Origin of the sequence: Streptomyces sp. NPDC127129 (assembly GCF_042671585.1) — a bacterium.
In the GTDB taxonomy this organism is placed as follows: domain Bacteria; phylum Actinomycetota; class Actinomycetes; order Streptomycetales; family Streptomycetaceae; genus Streptomyces.
Genome location: NZ_JBHXTV010000015.1, coordinates 157,055 through 173,953 on the forward strand (window position 1 = coordinate 157,055; position 16,899 = coordinate 173,953).

The 16,899-nt window shown below is 71.9% G+C and carries 17 protein-coding genes and 1 pseudogene; 6 read left to right on the top strand and 12 right to left on the bottom strand.

Going from position 1 to position 16,899, the window contains the following annotated elements; all coding sequences use genetic code 11:
• Positions 1-138: 138 nt before the first annotated feature.
• The 4 genes from ACFVGW_RS27350 to ACFVGW_RS27365 form a co-directional block, all read right to left on the bottom strand.
• Entirely contained in the window at positions 139-2,739 is a 2,601-nt protein-coding gene (locus tag ACFVGW_RS27350; RefSeq protein WP_385853803.1) for a S8 family serine peptidase, read from the bottom strand.
• Positions 2,740-2,888: 149 nt separating this feature from the next.
• On the bottom strand, positions 2,889-3,701 hold the full coding sequence (locus tag ACFVGW_RS27355; RefSeq protein WP_385853804.1) for a LuxR family transcriptional regulator: 813 nt from the start codon (positions 3,699-3,701) through the stop codon (positions 2,889-2,891).
• Between the two features lie 140 nt (positions 3,702-3,841).
• Positions 3,842-4,447, bottom strand: a complete 606-nt coding sequence (locus tag ACFVGW_RS27360) for a TetR/AcrR family transcriptional regulator (protein ID WP_385853805.1) — start codon at positions 4,445-4,447, stop codon at positions 3,842-3,844.
• Entirely contained in the window at positions 4,444-4,806 is a 363-nt protein-coding gene (locus ACFVGW_RS27365; protein ID WP_383225372.1) for a DUF1304 domain-containing protein, read from the bottom strand. Before ACFVGW_RS27365 ends, ACFVGW_RS27360 begins: the two co-directional genes overlap by 4 nt.
• Before the next feature lie 119 nt (positions 4,807-4,925).
• Here ACFVGW_RS27365 and ACFVGW_RS27370 point away from each other — a divergent pair, with 119 nt between their 5' ends.
• A complete protein-coding gene (locus tag ACFVGW_RS27370; protein ID WP_385853806.1) occupies positions 4,926-5,639 on the top strand; it encodes a DUF1707 domain-containing protein in 714 nt (237 codons plus the stop codon).
• Positions 5,640-5,833: 194 nt separating this feature from the next.
• Complete coding sequence (locus ACFVGW_RS27375) at positions 5,834-6,205, top strand: WhiB family transcriptional regulator (protein ID WP_352190459.1); 372 nt, start codon at positions 5,834-5,836, stop codon at positions 6,203-6,205.
• A gap of 183 nt (positions 6,206-6,388) precedes the next feature.
• Here ACFVGW_RS27375 and glpX read toward each other — a convergent pair whose 3' ends face one another.
• Positions 6,389-7,420 carry a class II fructose-bisphosphatase gene (glpX, locus tag ACFVGW_RS27380; protein ID WP_352190458.1) on the bottom strand — a complete coding sequence of 344 codons (1,032 nt, stop codon included), beginning with the start codon at positions 7,418-7,420 and terminating at the stop codon, positions 6,389-6,391.
• A 117-nt stretch (positions 7,421-7,537) separates the two neighbouring features.
• Between glpX and ACFVGW_RS27385 the strand changes: the two genes are divergently transcribed.
• Positions 7,538-8,071, top strand: coding sequence for a DUF4245 domain-containing protein (locus ACFVGW_RS27385; protein ID WP_383225377.1), 534 nt, complete (start codon positions 7,538-7,540; stop codon positions 8,069-8,071).
• A gap of 100 nt (positions 8,072-8,171) precedes the next feature.
• Here the strand turns inward: ACFVGW_RS27385 and ACFVGW_RS27390 are convergent, their stop codons facing one another.
• The 4 genes from ACFVGW_RS27390 to ACFVGW_RS27405 form a co-directional block, all read right to left on the bottom strand.
• Positions 8,172-8,762, bottom strand: a complete 591-nt coding sequence (locus ACFVGW_RS27390; RefSeq protein WP_383225380.1) for a malonic semialdehyde reductase — start codon at positions 8,760-8,762, stop codon at positions 8,172-8,174.
• A 122-nt stretch (positions 8,763-8,884) separates the two neighbouring features.
• Complete coding sequence (locus tag ACFVGW_RS27395) at positions 8,885-9,127, bottom strand: exodeoxyribonuclease VII small subunit (RefSeq protein WP_385853807.1); 243 nt, start codon at positions 9,125-9,127, stop codon at positions 8,885-8,887.
• 10 nt (positions 9,128-9,137) lie between these two features.
• Positions 9,138-10,358, bottom strand: coding sequence for an exodeoxyribonuclease VII large subunit (gene xseA / locus ACFVGW_RS27400; protein ID WP_383225384.1), 1,221 nt, complete (start codon positions 10,356-10,358; stop codon positions 9,138-9,140).
• Positions 10,359-10,846: 488 nt separating this feature from the next.
• A complete protein-coding gene (locus ACFVGW_RS27405; RefSeq protein WP_385853808.1) occupies positions 10,847-12,190 on the bottom strand; it encodes an APC family permease in 1,344 nt (447 codons plus the stop codon).
• 81 nt (positions 12,191-12,271) lie between these two features.
• On the opposite strand from ACFVGW_RS27405, the gene ACFVGW_RS27410 reads away from it, so the two are divergent.
• Positions 12,272-13,300, top strand: coding sequence for a 4-hydroxy-3-methylbut-2-enyl diphosphate reductase (locus tag ACFVGW_RS27410; RefSeq protein ID WP_383225387.1), 1,029 nt, complete (start codon positions 12,272-12,274; stop codon positions 13,298-13,300).
• Between the two features lie 65 nt (positions 13,301-13,365).
• Positions 13,366-14,103 carry a polyphosphate--glucose phosphotransferase gene (gene ppgK, locus ACFVGW_RS27415; RefSeq protein WP_385853809.1) on the top strand — a complete coding sequence of 246 codons (738 nt, stop codon included), beginning with the start codon at positions 13,366-13,368 and terminating at the stop codon, positions 14,101-14,103.
• A gap of 231 nt (positions 14,104-14,334) precedes the next feature.
• On the opposite strand, the gene ACFVGW_RS27420 is transcribed toward ppgK, so the two are convergent.
• The gene (locus ACFVGW_RS27420; RefSeq protein ID WP_385853810.1) at positions 14,335-14,964 is read right to left on the bottom strand and encodes a DUF6542 domain-containing protein; all 630 of its coding nucleotides are present in this window, start codon (positions 14,962-14,964) and stop codon (positions 14,335-14,337) included.
• Between the two features lie 184 nt (positions 14,965-15,148).
• Here ACFVGW_RS27420 and ychF point away from each other — a divergent pair, with 184 nt between their 5' ends.
• Positions 15,149-16,237, top strand: coding sequence for a redox-regulated ATPase YchF (ychF, locus tag ACFVGW_RS27425; protein ID WP_352190450.1), 1,089 nt, complete (start codon positions 15,149-15,151; stop codon positions 16,235-16,237).
• 136 nt (positions 16,238-16,373) lie between these two features.
• Here the strand turns inward: ychF and ACFVGW_RS27430 are convergent.
• Together ACFVGW_RS27430 and ACFVGW_RS27435 are read right to left on the bottom strand one after the other, a co-directional pair.
• A pseudogene (locus ACFVGW_RS27430) lies at positions 16,374-16,634 on the bottom strand (type II toxin-antitoxin system RelE/ParE family toxin); the annotation flags it as partial.
• Positions 16,627-16,896 carry a type II toxin-antitoxin system Phd/YefM family antitoxin gene (locus ACFVGW_RS27435; RefSeq protein WP_019434848.1) on the bottom strand — a complete coding sequence of 90 codons (270 nt, stop codon included), beginning with the start codon at positions 16,894-16,896 and terminating at the stop codon, positions 16,627-16,629. The gene ACFVGW_RS27435 and the pseudogene ACFVGW_RS27430, both read right to left, overlap by 8 nt.
• Positions 16,897-16,899: the final 3 nt, after the last annotated feature.

The window sequence follows — 16,899 nt, forward strand, 5'->3', positions numbered from 1 at the left end:
CAGACAGCGGCACCACCTCCGTTGGCGGCGCCTCCTCCAGCGTAGAGCGCGGCCGGGGGACCGATCCTGTGAGGTAAGGCTCACTTGGGGGGGCGCGGGCCCCGGCGGGGTCGCCGGGGCCCGCGCACCGGGTGGTGCCTACGAGGCGACCGCCGCCCGCAGGCGGAACGGGTTCGCCCACAGGGGGGAGGTGCGGCGGGACTCGACGACCAGCTCCCAGACGCCGGCGGCGGGGGCTTCGTACGTCCGCGTCCGCGGGTCGCAGCCGTTTCCGTCGAGGTAGCCGTTGTAGCAGTACACGGTTCCGGCGGCGGACCTCTCACCCGAGACCCCGGTCGGGCGGAACGCCCACCAGCGGGTCTGGCTGCCGTCGTCCAGGCCGTCCATCGACACGGTCAGGTTCTTCGCCCCCGCCGGCACGGCGACCGTGTAGTGCACGGTCCCGTTGCGGTGCACCGTGCCGGTGATCGCGAGCGGCTGTCCCGGCACCAGCGGCGTGGCGGCCTCGACCGCCAGCATCGTGGCGTGGTCCGCGGCCCGGGTGGTCTCGTCGTCGAAGGTCAGGACGGCGCTGTGGATGCCCTGGGTGCCGGGCTTCGCCGTCACCTTCAAGGCGGTCGGCACGCCCTTCGCCAGGGTCACCGAACCGGGCACGGTGAAGGTGTCGTCGTCCCCCTTGAGGCCCAGCTCGTACCGGACGGGCCCTTCGGCGCCGTCCGTGCGCGTCACGGTCAGCTCGTACGTCCGCGCCTCGCCGACGGCCTGGCCGCCCGCGTCCGGGGCGCAGCTGTTGAAGAGGCCGGGGCCGGAGTGCGGGGTGGCGAGCATGCCCGAGAGCGGGGTGCACACGGGCGCGGAGACGGCGAGGGCGGGCGCGGTGGCCCTGCCCTTCGCCAGGACCGACCAGGCCCGGGGGACGTCGACCTGGCCCCGGCCCTGTGCGACGGCCTCGGCCTTCCCGTTCCAGCGGGCGCCGGTGTAGATCGCGGTCCGCAGCTCGGCGGGAGTGGCGCTCACCCCGGCCTGGCGGGCGGCGGAGAGCAGCAGGGCGCCGGCTCCGGCGGCCTGCGGGGACGACATCGAGGTGCCGTTCAGCATCGAGTAGCCGGGCGCCAGCCGGTACCCGGTCTCCGGGACGTAGCTCGGCGCGATCCAGTGAGGGGTGGTGGAGACGGCCGCGCCCGGGGCGGTGATGTCGGGCTTGAAGCCGCCGTCCTCGCGGGGGCCGCGCGAGGAGAACGGGAAGATGCCCTGTTCGTCCTTGACCTGGGAGCCGTAGTTCGCCCACCACGTCCCGGCGGAGACGGCGGCGCCGACGCTGACCGCCTTGTCGGCCCCTGTCGGGTCGCCGACCGTGTTGGTCCCCGCGCCGGAGTTCCCGGCCGAGAGGAAGATCTGGACACCGGTCTGGTCGATCAGACGGTTGTAGACGAGCGCGCGGGCGCTCTGGCCGTCGTTGAACTCGGGGCTCGCGCCGATCGACATGTTGATCACGTCGACGCCGTACTTCGTGGCGAGGTCGATCATGCCGTCGGTGAGGGCGGCCGAGGAGCAGCCGGCCGCGTGGCAGGCCTTCATGGAGACGAGCCCGGCGCCGGGGGCCTGGCCGTCCATGGCTCCGCCGAACATGCCGTGAGCTGCAGTGATGCCGGCGACGTGGGTGCCGTGGGCCTCGGTGATGATGTTGACGTTCACCCCGACGACGGTCGAGCTGATCACCTTCGTCTGGATGGTGAAGGGGATCCGCTCGTTGATCTCCGTGGCAGGGTCGTCGGTGCCCAGGTACCCGACCTGGCGGCCGGTGCCGAACCGACGGAGCAGCTCCTCGTCGGTGAAGTCGAAGTCGCCGTCGGTGTCGACCCAGACCGCGTCGTCGGAGGCGCGGTGCAGCACACCCAGCTGCTTCTGCTTGCCACCGGGCAGGACGGCGGCCTTGTAGGCGACGGCAAGGCCGGGGCTGTCCGGGGTGGTCCAGCGGTTGCCGCGGTTGTCGGTGACCGCGGGGCCGGTGTGCCGGTTGCCCATGAGGAACCAGCTGGAGTCGAAGAGCAGGTCGATGAAGTCGCGCGGGTCCGTGCCGGTGACGGTCTCGACCAGCTTGTCCTCGCCGGTGGTGGTCTTCGCGAGAGCGGGGTGCGTCGGGTCGACGCCGGTGTCCATCACGCCGATAGTGACGCCGCGCCCGTCGTACGTGGGGTGGTCCCCCTTGAACTGCACGGAGCCGGTCTCGCGGGTCGGCATGTACGGGTTGTCGTCCGGGGTGGCGGCGGACGGGGCCTCGGGGAGCCCGGCGGCCGGGGGCCGGGGCGAGGTCTGCCCGGTCAGGTCACCGTCGGCGCGGGCGTCCTCGACCTCCAGGAGTTCGTCGAGGTCGACGGCGACGACCTCGTCGAGGGCCGCGACGCGCTCGACGAGAGCGAAGGGGACGTTCGCCTTGAGGTAGCCGACGGAGGCCTCGCTGCGGACCGTCTCGACGCCGAGCCCGGCCAGGGCCCGCTCGGCGGCGGCGGTCCGGCCGTCGGCGACGGCGATCAGCAGGGTCGCGTAGTCGGGTGTGACACTTCGTGCGCGCGAGTGCCGGTGCTCGTACTGGGCGAGCAGCGCCCGGTCGTGCGACCCGAGCCGGTCGGCGGGGGCGGGGCCGGCCTGAGCGGCAGGCGCCGCACCGAGTGCGAGGGAGGCCGCGGCCAGCGCCATGGATACGGCGGTGGATATCGCGGTGGATCTGCGACGGGACATGCGTGTCCTTCCGGTGGTCCGGGAGAGCGAACGCCGGAAACGGTGCCATGCGTTCCGGTCGCCAACCCCGCTTCCCCGCTGGCGGTTTGACGACGTGTCGTAAAGGTGACAGAGGGGGGAGCGGCGTCCGTCGCGAAGGGCGCGCGGGCTCAGATCCAGTGGTGCTGGGCGGCGTGCCAGCCGAGCTGCAGCCTGCTCTGCGCTCCGGCCAGGGCGAGCAGTCGCCGGACCCGGCGCTGCACCGTGCGCATGCTCACGCCCAGCTGGGAGCCGATCGCCTGGTCCGTGTAGCCGTTCAGAAGGAGCGTCAGGAGCTGCTTGTCGTCGGTCGTCAGAGGGCCGTCGACGGCGGAGGCGAGGGCGGCGGGGACCGGGAGTGCGGACTCCCAGACCCGGTCGAAGATCCAGCCGAGGGCCGTCAGCAGGGCTGGTGAGTCGAGCACGAGGGCCCGCGGCGGGACGCCGTCGGACGGGGCCGGGACGACGAGAGCCCTGGCGCGGTCGGCCATGACGAGCTTCATCGGGACGTCGAAGGCGACCCGCATCTCCTCGCCGAGGGCGGACCACTCGTGCAGCAGGAGCGGGGTGTCGGTGCGGTCGAGGTCCAGGGCGTCCCGCTCGTACACGACCCGGTAGCGCACCCCGGCCCGCATCGCCTCCCGCTGGCCGTTGTTGGCGCCGGCGGGTACGGCCACCACGGGGCCTGCGGCGAGGGCGAGGATCTCCCGGTGGGCCGAGCGCTGGATCGCGGTGTAGCGGGCGGCGATGGTGGCGGCTCCCTCGGCCACCTCCACGCCCTCCGTGCCCTTCGCGCCCTCCGCGCCCTCCGTGCCCTTCGCGCCCTCGACGGGCGGGGCCGGTGCGGACCGGGCGGCGAGCTGGGCGTCGCGGATCTCGTCGAGTCTGCGCAGCACGAGCGACTGGAACGCGGCCTGCCCGGCCGCGTCGGGCCCTTCCTCCACGCTCCGATCACCCCACCCCATGAGCCGCGCTCACACGCGGTGCCCACACCCTGGCAGAAGGAGGCACCCGTCGATCGGGCGCGGCGCGGCGGCTTTCCGCCGTGGCTTCAAGCCGCCAGGGCCGTGCCGGAGGTGCGAGGTCAGGGCAGCGGGGTGCGGTGGAGGGAGATCAACAGCCGCCAGGTGCGGCCGGCGATCTGTTCGGGGGAGGCGTCGATCAGGCCGTGCACCCAGTCCGCGAGCAGCCCGCCGAAGGCGGCCGCGACCGCGGAGGCGACGAGGCCGGGCTCGGGGGCCCCGGCCAGTTCCCGCTCGCGCCGGCTGTAGGCGCGCAGCTCACGGTGGAGCAGCTCGCCGAGCGGCCCGCCGCCGCCCGGTCGCAGCAGGCCGCGGTAGAGCGGGGCCCGGGGCGCGACGTCGGCGAAGAAGGCGGCGAGGGCGGGCGGCGGGGCGGCCGGGTCGGGCGTGCCGCGCCAGGCGTGGAGCGCCTCGACCGCGTCCCGTACGACATCGGCGCAGGCGTCGACGGCGAGGGCCTGGAGGTCGGGGTAGTGCAGGTAGAACGTGGCCCGGCCGACGCCCGCCCGGCGGACGAGCGCGGCGACGCCGACCTCGTCGAGGGGGCGTTCGGCACACTCCTCCCAGAGTGCGGCGCGGAGCCTGGCGCGGGTGCGGGCGGCACGCGGGTCGGCGGTACCGGGACCGGTGGCGCCGGGGTCGGCGGGGGAGGCGGCTGAGGCGGTCATCCCGCCCACAGTACGGCGGCGAGGGCGAGGGCCCCGGGCAGCGCCTGGGCGAGGAGGATGCGGCGGTTCGCGGTGAGGCCGCCGTACACCCCGGCGATCACCACGCAGGAGAGGAAGAAGACCTGGACCTGGTGTCCGGTGGGGTCGGCGGCGATCAGGCCCCAGACCAGGCCGGCCGCGAGGAAGCCGTTGTACAGACCCTGGTTGGCGGCGAGGGGCGCGGTCGCGCGGGCCATGGGGGCGTCGAAACCGGAGAGCTCGCGGCCCGGGCGGCGCTCCCAGAGGAACATCTCTAGGACGAGGATGTAGGCGTGCAGGGCGGCGACAAGGCCGACGGCGACGTTCGCGATGATGGACATGTGTCCAGAATAGCTGGACAGGTGTCCAGTGCTGTGGGTGACATGGTCGGGGTGTCCTGTTCCAGGCGTCCGGTCGTGCCCACTAGTCGCGATCTATCGCGTTTCGCTAGGCTGGGGTCGTGGACCTCGAAAAGCAGCCTCAGAAGCCGGTCGCCCCCGCCGAGCCCGCCCCCGCCCCGGCCGTTCCCGCCGCCGCTCCGGGGGACTCCCTGCGCGCCTCGGACGCCGACCGGGACCGGATCGCGGACATCCTCAGGGACGCGCTGGCCGAGGGACGGCTCGACGCCGAGGAGCACTCCGAGCGGATCGACGCCGTCTACCGCGCCAAGACCGTGGGCGAGCTGGAGCCGATCGTCCGCGACCTCCCCGCGGGGAACCACGCCCGTAGGGAGCCCGACCCGGCGTACGAGTACGGCCCCGACGACACGACGGGCCCCGCCGACAACCTGATCGCCGTCTTCTCCAGCACCACCCGCAAGGGGCGGTGGCGGGTGGGCCGCAGGACGAACGCCTTCGCGCTCTTCGGCAACATCGAGATCGACCTGACCGAGGCGCTCTTCGCCCAGCGGCTGACCACCGTCAACGCCACCTCGATTTTCGGCAACGTCGAGGTGCGGGTCCCGGAGAACATCAGCCTCCGCGGCAACGGCACCGGGATCTTCGGCAACTTCGAGGTCGTGACCCTGGAGGCCGCCGACCCGCAGGCTCCCGTGGTCGTGATCAACGGCTACTCGCTCTTCGGCAACGTCGAGGCCAAGCCCAAGCGCGGCAAGTGGATCACGGACCTCCAGAACCACGTCCAGGACAAGCTGCGCAAGCACCTCGGCCACTGATCGCCGGGCCTGTTCCACCTCTCCTGGTGTGCCGGGTGGATTCCCCCGCCTGACCAGGGGTGACGGAGTGACCGGATTCCGCCCATGGGATTCCGCACTCCGGAACTCGGCGGCACGCAGTGCATAGGCGCGCGTACAGCGGGTAGGGCTGCTGCATCGTCTCTCGCTCGCGAAGCCGTCGTCAGGAGTAGACCGTGCTGCAACTGCCGCATCAGCCCCTCCAGGTCGCCGCCGCCCCGCCCCAGCGTGCCCCCGCTCGGGAGGACGAGGCCGGTCCCTGGCACACGGAGGCGGTGTGCCGCCGGGACGAAGCCGGACTGTTCTTCGCCCCGTCCAAGGAGCCGACCGCCTCGCGGCTCTCCCGCGAGGAGGCCGCCAAGCGGGTCTGTGCCCGCTGCCCCGTCATGGTCGAGTGCCGGGAGCACGCGCTGCTCCAGCCCGAGCCGTACGGAGTGTGGGGCGGGCTCACCGCGGCCGAGCGCCGCGTCGTGCTCGCCCGGCGCAGGCGGCGCGAGGTGGAGCTCAAGAAGGCGGCGTCGGCCGACCCGATCGCCGCGGCCGGCTGACGGCCCGAGCGCTCGTCGACGTCGGCCGTACGTACGGCAAGGGGCGCCCCCACCGCACATGGGGGCGCCCCTTGCCGTACTGCCGCACCTGCCGCGCGTGGCCCGTCACGTGGCCCGGGTCGCGCGGGTCACGCGGTCCGGGTCGCGCGGGTCACGCGGTCCGGGGCACTCGGCCCCGGGCGGTCACTTGGCCCGGTCGAAGTCGATCTTGCTGTACGCGCGGAGCTTCGAGAGCCGGTGCGTGGAGTCGATCTGGCGGATCGTGCCGGACTTCGAGCGCATCACCAGCGACGACGTGGTCGCGGTCTCCGAGCGGTAGCGGACGCCGCGCAGCAGCTCGCCGTCGGTGATGCCGGTGGCGACGAAGAACACGTTCTCGCCGCTGACCAGGTCGTTGGTGGAGAGCACGCGGTCCAGGTCGTGGCCCGCGTCGATCGCCTTCTGGCGCTCGGCCTCGTCCTTGGGCCACAGCTTGCCCTGGATGACACCGCCCAGGCACTTTATGGCGCAGGCGGAGATGATGCCCTCGGGCGTGCCGCCGATGCCGAGGAGCAGGTCCACGCCGGTGCCCTCGCGGACGGCCATGATCGAGCCGGCGACGTCGCCGTCGGTGATGAACTTGATCCGGGCGCCGGTCTCGCGGATCTCCTTGACGATGCCCTCGTGGCGGGGGCGGTCCAGGATGACGACGGTGACGTCCTCCGGGGCCATGTTCTTGGCCTTGGCGACGCGGCGGATGTTGACCGAGACGGGTGCGTTGATGTCGACGAAGTCGGCGGCCTCGGGGCCCGTGACCAGCTTGTCCATGTAGAAGACCGCGGACGGGTCGAACATGGTGCCGCGGTCGGCGGCGGCCAGGACGGCGATCGCGTTCGGCATGCCCTTGGCATTGAGCGTGGTGCCGTCGATCGGGTCCACGGCGATGTCCACCTCGGCGCCGGTGCCGTCGCCGACCCGCTCGCCGTTGAACAGCATGGGGGCTTCGTCCTTCTCGCCCTCGCCGATGACGACGACGCCGTTCATCGAGACGGTGGAGATCAGCGTCCGCATCGCGTTCACCGCGGCGCCGTCCGCACCGATCTTGTCGCCGCGGCCGACCCAGCGGCCGGCGGCCATGGCGGCGGCCTCCGTGACGCGGACCAGCTCCAGGGCGAGGTTGCGGTCGGGGGCCTCGGGAGAGACCTCCAGCTCGGACGGCAGGGAGTGCTCGGTCATCGGAGCGCACCTTTCTGTACGGCGACGGCCGGAAAAAAGAGGGTGCTGCGACTCTATCGGTACGTCGACAAATTGAGCAGAGGGGCCCACGTATGAGCACAACACCATGATGCGACCATGGTGGGCGTGGCAGGTATGCGAGGCAGGCAGACGGTACGCGGGATGTTCCAGTCCCTGGCGGTGATCATGGCCGCCGCGGGCGTGATGTATCTCTTCATCCCGCACGACGAGGACGCGAACCCGGTCAAGGCGAAGGACTACCGGGTCGAGCTGGTGACGGCGCAGCGGGCGGCGCCGTACGCGGTGCTGGCCCCCGAGGGCCTCGGGGAGGGGTGGAAGGCGACCGTGGTCTCGTACAAGCGCGAGCAGCACGACGCCTGGCAGCTCGGCTTCCTCGACCCGGACACGCAGTACGTGGCGATCCACCAGTCGACGGAGGAGCCTGACAAGTACGTTCCCGACGTCACCCAGAGGGCCAAGGACTCCGGCAGGACCCAGACGGTCGCCGGTCAGGTCTGGCAGCGCTGGGAGGGCCCGAAGTACGACGCGCTGGTCCGTACGGACGGCGGCGCGACGACGGTCGTCACCGGTACGGCCTCGTTCGAGCGGCTGGCCGAGATGGCGGGCGCGCTGCAGTCGAAGAAGGCGTAGGCGCGACAGGCGTGCCTGGCGGAAAGCCCCCGGACTCGTGGAGTCCGGGGGCTTTCTCCTTGTCCGAGGTGATCGGACAAGGGTGATCAGACGGTGGTGATCAGACGGTGGTGACGACCTCGTCGAAGGAGAGGCGCGGGGAGCGCGGGAACCAGGCGTCCTCGCCCGGCTTGCCGATGTTGACGACCATCAACGGGGTGTGGTCGTCGTCCAGGAAGTCCTTCTGGAGGCCCGCGAGGTCGAGACCGGTCATCGGGCCGGCGGCCAGGCCGGCGGCGCGGACGCCGACGATGAAGTACGCGGCCTGCAGGGCGGCGTTCAGCAGGGCCGAGCCCTCGCGGGCCGGGCGCTCGGCGAAGAACATGTCCTTGGCCTGCGGGAAGTGCGGCAGCAGGTTCGGCAGCTCGTGGTGGAACTCGTTGTCGGCGGAGAGGATCGCGACCAGCGGGGCGGTGCGGGTCTTCGCCTGGTTGCCCTCGGCCATGTGCTTCACCAGGCGCTCGCGGGCCTCGGGGGAGCGGACCAGCGTGATGCGCAGCGGGGTCTGGTTGAAGGCGGTCGGGCCGTACTTGACCAGGTCGTAGATCGCCTGGACCTGCTCGTCGGTCACCGGCTCGTCGGTGAAGGTGTTGGCGGTGCGGGCCTCACGGAAAAGGAGGTCCTGGGCGGCGGGGTCAAGGGCGAGGGACATGCTGGGTACCTTCCGGGCAAAGGGGTTCGAGCGATGCCCTCACCGTACGACGGAGATTGGTTAACTTTCAACCAAATAACCGGATAGTGATCCGGTTCACATCGTGGGGCCGCGGCGGGCCCCTACTCGGAGCGGTCCGCGGCCTCGGTCTCGTCGCCGTCGTCCGGTGCGGACATCGCGGCGTCGAGGCGGGCACGTGCGCCTTCGAGCCAACGCCGGCACACCTTCGCCAATTCCTCGCCACGCTCCCAGAGCGCGAGCGACTCCTCCAGCGTCGTTCCGCCCGTCTCCAGACGGCGGACGACCTCGATCAACTCGTCGCGTGCCTGCTCGTATCCGAGCGCCTCTTCCGTGGTGGCTGCCATGACGACCACCCTATGCGTCGGGTCCGACAGCACGCCGCACCGTGAACTCGCCCGCCACGACCCGCGCCCGCAGCTCCTCGTCCACCGCGACCTCCTCCGGAGACCGCACGACCGTCCCGTCCGCCTTCTGCAGCACGGCGTACCCGCGCTCCATCGTCGCGGCGGGCGACAGCGCGCGGACGCGGGCCCGGGTGTGCGAGAGCTCGGAGTCGGCCCGGTCGAGCAGGTGCCCGAGCGTCCGGCGGCTGCGGGCGAGCAGCGCGTCGAGCTCGTCCTCGCGCTGCTCCACCATCCGCTGCGGATGTTCCATGACCGGCCGCGCGAGCGCGTGCGCGAGGCCGCGCTCCTCCCGGTCGAGGAGCCCCCGCACGGTCCGCAGGGCCCGGTCCCGCAGGCCCTGCACCCGGTCGAGCTCCTCGCCGACGTCCGGTACGACCTTCTTGGCGGCGTCGGTCGGCGTCGAGGCGCGCAGGTCGGCGACGAGGTCGAGGAGGGGCGAGTCCGGTTCGTGGCCGATCGCCGAGACCACGGGGGTGCGGCAGTCGGCGACGGTACGGATCAGCTGCTCGTCCGAGAAGGGCAGCAGGTCCTCGACGCTGCCGCCGCCCCGGGCCACGATGATCACGTCCACGCCCGCGTGCGCGTCCAGCTCCTTCACGGCCTGGACGACCTGGGGCACGGCCTTCACGCCCTGCACCGCCACGTTCCGCACCTCGAACCGGACGGCGGGCCAGCGGCGGCGCGCGTTCTCCAGGACGTCCCGCTCGGCGGCGGAGGCACGGCCGACGACCAGGCCGACGAGCTGGGGGAGGAAGGGCAGCGGCTTCTTGCGGTCGAGCGCGAAGAGGCCCTCGGCGCCCAGGCTCCGCTTGAGCTGCTCCAGGCGGGCGAGGAGCTCCCCGATCCCGACGGGCTTGATCTCCACCGCCCGCAGCGACAGCTGCCCGCGCGGCGCGTACCACTCGGGCTTGGCGTGCACGACGACACGGGCGCCCTCGGAGACGATGTCGGCGACGGCGTCGAAGACCTGGCGGTAGCAGGTCACGCCGATGGAGATGTCGTACGACGGATCGCGCAGCGTCAGGAACACGACCCCGGCACCGGGCCTCCGCGACAACTGCGTGATCTGCCCCTCGACCCATACGGCCCCGAGCCGGTCGATCCACCCCCCGATCAGCCGGGAGACCTCTCCGACGGGCAGCGGCGCTTCGGCGGACGTGTTGAGACCCATGCGCCGAGCGTAGTGGCGCCCACGGACATCCCGGAGCCGAGTGACGACGCAGCGCGGGGGCGCGGGGGCGTAGGGCCGTGGGGCGCAGGGCCACGTGGGGCGCAGGGGTGCAGGGCCACGTGGGGCGCGGGGGCAGGGGCGCGGGCGCAGGGCCGCGGGCCGCGGGGCCGCCGGGGCGAAGGGCCACGTGGGCCGCACGGGCGCGGGGCGCAGGGGTGCAGGGGCGCGGCGGCGGGCCGGGCGGGCGCGGCGGCGGTCTCGGCCCTCCGGCCCGCGGCGGGCCCGTCGGCGGTCTCGGCCCTTCTGCGGTCTCGGCTCTCCGGCCCTTCGGCTCTCCGGCCCTTCGGCGGCCTCGGCCCTGCGGCTCTCCGGCTCTCCGGCCCTGCGGCCCTTCGGCTCTCCGGCTCTCCGGCCCTCCGGCCCTGAGCGTCGGCGGCCTCGGCTCTCCGGCCCTCCGGCGGCCTCGGCCCTGCGGCCCGGCTGGCGGATCAGGCGTTCCGGGTCGCGCCCTGGACCGCCAGGACCGCAAGGCCCACGCACAGCCAGATCGCTCCGACCACCTGGGCCGTCGCCGACGCCTCGACGATCACCGCGATCAGGATCGCCGCCCCCACCACCGGCATCGCCACATGCCGCAGCCAGTGCGGCGGCCCCTCCATCCGCCGTACCGCGAACCACCCCACCACGCTCGCGTGCAGCAGGACGAAGGCCGTCAGCGCCCCGATGTCGACCACCGACACCAGGTGGTCGAGACCGTCGTCCCGGTCGGCCGCCCAGACCGCCGCCGCCATCGTCACCGCCGCCGCCACCAGCAGCGCCACCCGCGGCACGCCCCCGTCCGTACGGGCGAGCAGCCGCGGCAGCCGCCGCTCACGGCCCATGGCGAAGAGCAGCCGCCCCGCCGCAGCCTGCCCCGCCAGCGCCGCGAACGCGGCGCCGATCGCCTTCGACGCCGCGACCAGGTCGTGCAGCCACGTCCCCACGGACACGTCCACCGCGTCGTAGAAGGCCGACCCCTGCTTCGCCGGATCCGACGCGAGCTCCGCCGACGAGACCGGTTCCAGGAGCGCCACCAGATACGTCTGGCCCACGAACAGCACACCCGCCAGAACAAGACAGAACAGCACCGCCCGCGCCACCTTCTCCGAGCCCCCGGTGACCTCTTCGGCGAACGAGGCGATCGCGTCGAAACCCAGGTACGAGAGGACGGCCACCGACACCGCGCCCACCACCGCCGCCGGCGAGAACGTCGCGTCCCCGGCCAGCGGGGACCACCAGTCGCGCCGCGCCCCGTCCCGTACGAGTACGACCACCGCCGACACCACGAAGACCAGCAGGACCACGATCTCCATCACCAGCACCGCGAAGCCGGCCCGTGCCGCCGCCCGCACCCCCCACAGGTTCAGCAGCGTCGTCACGACCACCGCGATCGCCGTCCACACCCACCGGTCCACCTCCGGGACCAGCGCCTCCATCGCGATGCCGGCGAAGAGGTACGCCACCGCCGGGATCAGCAGGTAGTCGAGCATCGCCATCCATCCGGCGATGAACCCCGGCCCCTCACCCAGGCCCTTGCGGGCGTACGTGAAGACGGAGCCCGCGAGCGGGGCGACCCGCACCATCTGCGCGTAGCTGAAAGCGGTGAACGCCATGGCGACCGTGGCGACGATGTACACCAGCGCCACCGCGCCACCGGACTTCGCGTCCAGCGTGCCGAACACGCCGACGGGCGCCATGGGGGCGATGAAGAGCAGTCCGTAGACGACAAGGTCGCGGAACCCCAGGCTCCGCCGCAGTCCGGTGTGCGCTGCCACCTGAGCTTCCTCGGCCATGCGCCCCAGTCTCGGCCACGTTCTCGATCACCCGCCGCACCGACATGGCCGCAGCCGGCCGCCGTACCACGCGGCCTTACGATGGGACGCATGACTGCTACGCCCGCGTCGACGCCCGAGAACGCGACCACGACGAACCGCCCGAAGCGTGTCCTGCTCGCCGCTCCCCGCGGCTACTGCGCGGGTGTGGACCGTGCCGTGATCGCCGTGGAGAAGGCGCTGGAGCAGTACGGCGCGCCGATCTACGTGCGCCACGAGATCGTGCACAACAAGTACGTCGTACAGACCCTGGAGCGGAAGGGCGCGATCTTCGTCGACCAGGCGACCGAGGTGCCGGCCGGCAACATCGTGATGTTCTCCGCCCACGGCGTCGCCCCGACCGTGCACGAGGAGGCCCGCGAGGGCCGCCTGAAGACCATCGACGCCACCTGCCCGCTGGTCACGAAGGTGCACAAGGAGGCCGTGCGGTTCGCCAAGGAGGACTTCGACATCCTCCTGATCGGCCACGAGGGCCACGAGGAGGTCATCGGCACCTCCGGCGAGGCCCCCGACCACATCCAGCTCGTCGACGGCCCGGCGGACGTGGCCAAGGTCGAGGTCCGCGACCCGGACCGGGTCGTCTGGCTCTCGCAGACCACGCTCTCGGTGGACGAGACGATGGAGACGGTCGACGCGCTGAAGGAGAAGTTCCCGAACCTGATCTCCCCGCCGTCCGACGACATCTGCTACGCCACGCAGAACCGCCAGCTGGCCATCAAGGAGCTCGCGGGCCAGGCGGAGCTGGTGATCGTCGTCGGCTCGAAGAACTCCTCGAACTCGATCCGTATGGTCGAGGTCGCCAAGCAGGCCGGCGTGCCGGCCGCGTACCTGGTCGACTTCGCGAGCGAGATCGACGAGGCCTGGCTGGAAGGCGTCACCTCGGTCGGCCTGTCGTCCGGCGCCTCGGTCCCGGACGTCCTGGTCCAGGAGGTCCTGGAGTGGCTCTCCGAGCGCGGCTACGCGGACGTGGAGATCGTCAAGACGGCCGACGAGTCGCTGACCTTCTCGCTGCCGAAGGAGCTCCGCAACAAGGACCTGCGGGCCGAGGCGGCGAAGCTCGTCAAGGAGTAGCGACACCCCTCCGGGGAAGGGCGTCGAAGGAGTAACTCCCGGCCGCAGCCCTTACGGTGGGGTTCATGAACGTCTTCGGAGTGGACATCGGCGGCTCGGGCATCAAGGGCGCTCCCGTCGACCTGGAGCGCGGAGAGCTGGCCGAGCCCCGCCACAAGGTACTGACCCCGCATCCCGCCACACCCGACGGTGTGGCGGGATGCGTCGTCGAGGTCGTGGAGAACTTCGGCTGGACGGGCCCGGTGGGGGTCACCTTCCCGGGCGTGGTCACCGGCTCGACGATCCGCACGGCCGCCAACGTCGACAAGCGCTGGGTCGGCGTCGACGCGGGCACACTGCTGAGCGACCGGCTCGGCGGGCAGCAGGTGACGGTCCTGAACGACGCGGACGCGGCCGGGGTCGCCGAGATGACCTTCGGCGCGGGCCGGGGCCGTACGGGCACGGTGATCCTGCTGACGCTCGGTACGGGCATCGGCTCGGCGCTCTTCGTCGACGGCCGGCTCGTGCCGAACACGGAGCTGGGTCATCTGGAGCTCAAGGGCCACGACGCGGAGAAGCGGGCGTCGACGAAGGCCAAGGAGGACGAGGACCTCAGCTGGGAGCACTGGGCGCGGCGCGTGCAGAAGTACCTGGCGCATGTGGAGATGCTCTTCTCGCCGGAGCTGTTCATCATCGGCGGCGGAGTGAGCCGGAAGGCGGACAAGTTCCTGCCGCTGATCGAGGACATCAGGGCGGAGATCGTGCCGGCGGAGCTGCAGAACAACGCGGGGATCGTGGGCGCGGCGATGGCGGCGCGGGGGTAGGAGCGCGTACCGGGTCGCGGGTGGAGGCCGGCGGTGGCGGCGCGCGATGGCGACCGGCGGTGGCGGCGGGGCGGTTGCTGTCCCGGTGGCCGTCCGGCGTTGGCTGGTCGAGCGGTTGCTGTCCGCGGTGGCGGCCAGCGGCGGCGGCGCGCGTTCGGCGACCGGCGGTGGCGGCCGACGGAGCGCCGCGCCGCGCAGTCCCGCTCCGCCCGGGCCGCTGCGGCCCGGTGGTCAGGGAGCGGGCCGCCTCTGCGGGGCGGCCGGCCTCGGGGTGGCGCGCTGGCGGCGCCCCATGTCGCGTACCTTCCGGACGCTGGTGATCAGTCCGGCGACGAGCGTGCCGCCGTACAGCCACCCGGCCTGCACGGCGAGCGCCGTGACGACGGCCATCGCCTGGCCGCCGAAGCCGCCGGTGCCGCCCGAGATGGGCACGACCCCGACGGCGAAGGCGATGGGCACGCTGATCGGCGCGGTGACCAGGTCGGCGGTACGGACCCAGAGCGCGGTCAGGGCGCTGACCGGCAGGAACAGCAGGCCGTAGGCGAGCGGGGAGCCGTCGAGGATCAGCCAGTCGAGGAAGCCGAGCACCAGCATGGTGGCGGAGGCGAAGAGCCCTGCGCCGAGGCCGGTCAGCCGCGGGTTGGGCAGCCGGCGCAGGGCGAGGACGACGGGTGCCACGGGCGGTGCGGGCCGTCGTACGGGGGCGGGGGCGGTGGCCCGCTCGACGCGGCCCCGGCCCGGGCGCCCAGGGCGGGCGGCGACGCGATAGACGGCGGCGCCCTCCACGAGCGCGCCGGGCGGCGTGAGAGGGGTTTGCGGCCGTCGGCGGCCTTGCGGCTGACTTGTCCTTTGCTGCTCCACTACACCAACGTAGGTCGGGAAGGCCCGGGGGAGCGGCACAGGACACGCCCTTTGGGTGACGTTGCCGTAGAGAACGGCCGAAGGTCGGCGTCGCAGGCCGGTTCGGACCGCCCGTAAACTGGGGGATCGGCCCAACCACCGCACCCCCTTCGCACCCCCATCCGTACTCCAGGAAGTCGCCACCGTGTCGCTCACGATCGGAATCGTCGGTCTGCCGAATGTCGGCAAGTCGACCCTGTTCAACGCCCTGACCAAGAACGACGTCCTGGCGGCCAACTACCCGTTCGCCACGATCGAGCCGAACGTCGGCGTCGTCGGTGTCCCCGACGCCCGTCTGACGAAGCTGGCGGAGATCTTCGCCTCGCAGCGGATCCTCCCGGCGACGGTCGACTTCGTGGACATCGCGGGCATCGTCCGCGGTGCGAGCGAGGGTGAGGGCCTGGGCAACAAGTTCCTGGCGAACATCCGTGAGTCGGATGCGATCTGCCAGGTCATCCGTGCCTTCAAGGACGAGAACGTCGTGCACGTCGACGGCAAGGTCTCGCCGAAGGACGACATCGAGACGATCAACACCGAGCTGATCCTCGCGGACCTGCAGACGATCGAGAAGGTCCTGCCGCGTCTGGCGAAGGAGGCCCGGATCAAGAAGGACGTGGCCCCCAAGGTCGCGGCGGTCGAGGCGGCGAAGGAGATCCTGGAGCGCGGCGACACGCTCTTCTCGCAGGGCATCCTCCAGGGCTCGGAGAAGGCGGAGCTCCTGCACGACCTGCACCTCCTGACGACCAAGCCCTTCCTCTACGTCTTCAACGTGGACGAGGACGAGCTGACGGACGACGCCTTCAAGGCGGAGCAGCGCGCGCTGGTCGCCCCGGCCGAGGCGATCTTCCTCAACGCCAAGCTGGAGCAGGACCTCGCCGAGCTGGACGAGGAGGACGCCATGGAGCTCCTCCAGTCCGTCGGCGCCGAGGAGCCGGGCCTGGCGATCCTGGCCCGCGTCGGCTTCGACACCCTGGGCCTCCAGACCTACCTGACGGCCGGCCCGAAGGAATCCCGCGCCTGGACGATCAAGAAGGGCGCGACGGCCCCCGAGGCGGCCGGCGTGATCCACACGGACTTCCAGAAGGGCTTCATCAAGGCGGAGGTCATCTCCTTCGCCGACCTGGTGGAGACCGGCTCGGTCGCCGACGCCCGCTCGGCCGGCAAGGCCCGCATGGAGGGCAAGGAGTACGTGATGCAGGACGGCGACGTGGTGGAGTTCCGCTTCAACGTCTAGTCATGTGCGTACTGTGCGTTAGGCGTTGAGTCAAACATGCACGTCAGAAGGGGTCGGGCTCTGTCGAGCCCGACCCCTTCGGCGTCACCGTGCTGGATGGGTGCTGGATATTCTGACGTGTGGTCAGCGTCAATCGGGTGTCGTAAACGGTGGACCGGTGTCCCACGTGAACGACCCAGATCACAAGTTCTCCGTTGTCGAGTGTGTAGACGACGCGGTAGTCGCCGACGCGCAGGCGGCGTCGTTCGGGCTGGGACACGAGGGCGGTGGTGTTGAAGCCGAGAGGGTCGGTCTCCAACTCGGTCAGCTTGGCCAGGATGCGCAGCGCCGTGTCGCGGGGGATCTTCCGAAGCTCGGCCTGCGCCTCGGGGCGGAAGACGGTTCGGTACTCACTCACCGCGCGCCAGCGTCTCCCTCATGATGTCCTCGATCGGGATGCCGGGAGCCGGATTGGCCATGCGCTCGTCGATGATCCGATTGATCTCGCGCTCTTCCCATTCCTGGTACTTGCGCAGCACCTCGATGGAGACGACGGCGGCGACTTCCTTGCCTCGGCGCGTGATCACTGTGGGTACGTCGTCGCGATCGGCGCGCTCCACGACCTCGGCGAGGTGGGCGCGCACATCGCGGATGGACTCTATGGGCAGCGGCTGCGTCATGCG

Coding starts and splice junctions, on each gene's coding strand:
- ACFVGW_RS27365 (WP_383225372.1), bottom strand. CDS start 4,806: ATGTCCATCATCGCGAACGTCGCCGTCGGCCTTGTCGCCGCCCTGCAC.
- ACFVGW_RS27385 (WP_383225377.1), top strand. CDS start 7,538: ATGGTGGGCGTGGCAGGTATGCGAGGCAGGCAGACGGTACGCGGGATG.
- xseA (WP_383225384.1), bottom strand. CDS start 10,358: ATGGGTCTCAACACGTCCGCCGAAGCGCCGCTGCCCGTCGGAGAGGTC.
- ACFVGW_RS27350 (WP_385853803.1), bottom strand. CDS start 2,739: ATGTCCCGTCGCAGATCCACCGCGATATCCACCGCCGTATCCATGGCG.
- ppgK (WP_385853809.1), top strand. CDS start 13,366: ATGAACGTCTTCGGAGTGGACATCGGCGGCTCGGGCATCAAGGGCGCT.
- ACFVGW_RS27395 (WP_385853807.1), bottom strand. CDS start 9,127: ATGGCAGCCACCACGGAAGAGGCGCTCGGATACGAGCAGGCACGCGAC.
- ACFVGW_RS27410 (WP_383225387.1), top strand. CDS start 12,272: ATGGGACGCATGACTGCTACGCCCGCGTCGACGCCCGAGAACGCGACC.
- ACFVGW_RS27405 (WP_385853808.1), bottom strand. CDS start 12,190: ATGGCCGAGGAAGCTCAGGTGGCAGCGCACACCGGACTGCGGCGGAGC.
- ACFVGW_RS27390 (WP_383225380.1), bottom strand. CDS start 8,762: ATGTCCCTCGCCCTTGACCCCGCCGCCCAGGACCTCCTTTTCCGTGAG.
- ACFVGW_RS27435 (WP_019434848.1), bottom strand. CDS start 16,896: ATGACGCAGCCGCTGCCCATAGAGTCCATCCGCGATGTGCGCGCCCAC.
- ACFVGW_RS27360 (WP_385853805.1), bottom strand. CDS start 4,447: ATGACCGCCTCAGCCGCCTCCCCCGCCGACCCCGGCGCCACCGGTCCC.
- glpX (WP_352190458.1), bottom strand. CDS start 7,420: ATGACCGAGCACTCCCTGCCGTCCGAGCTGGAGGTCTCTCCCGAGGCC.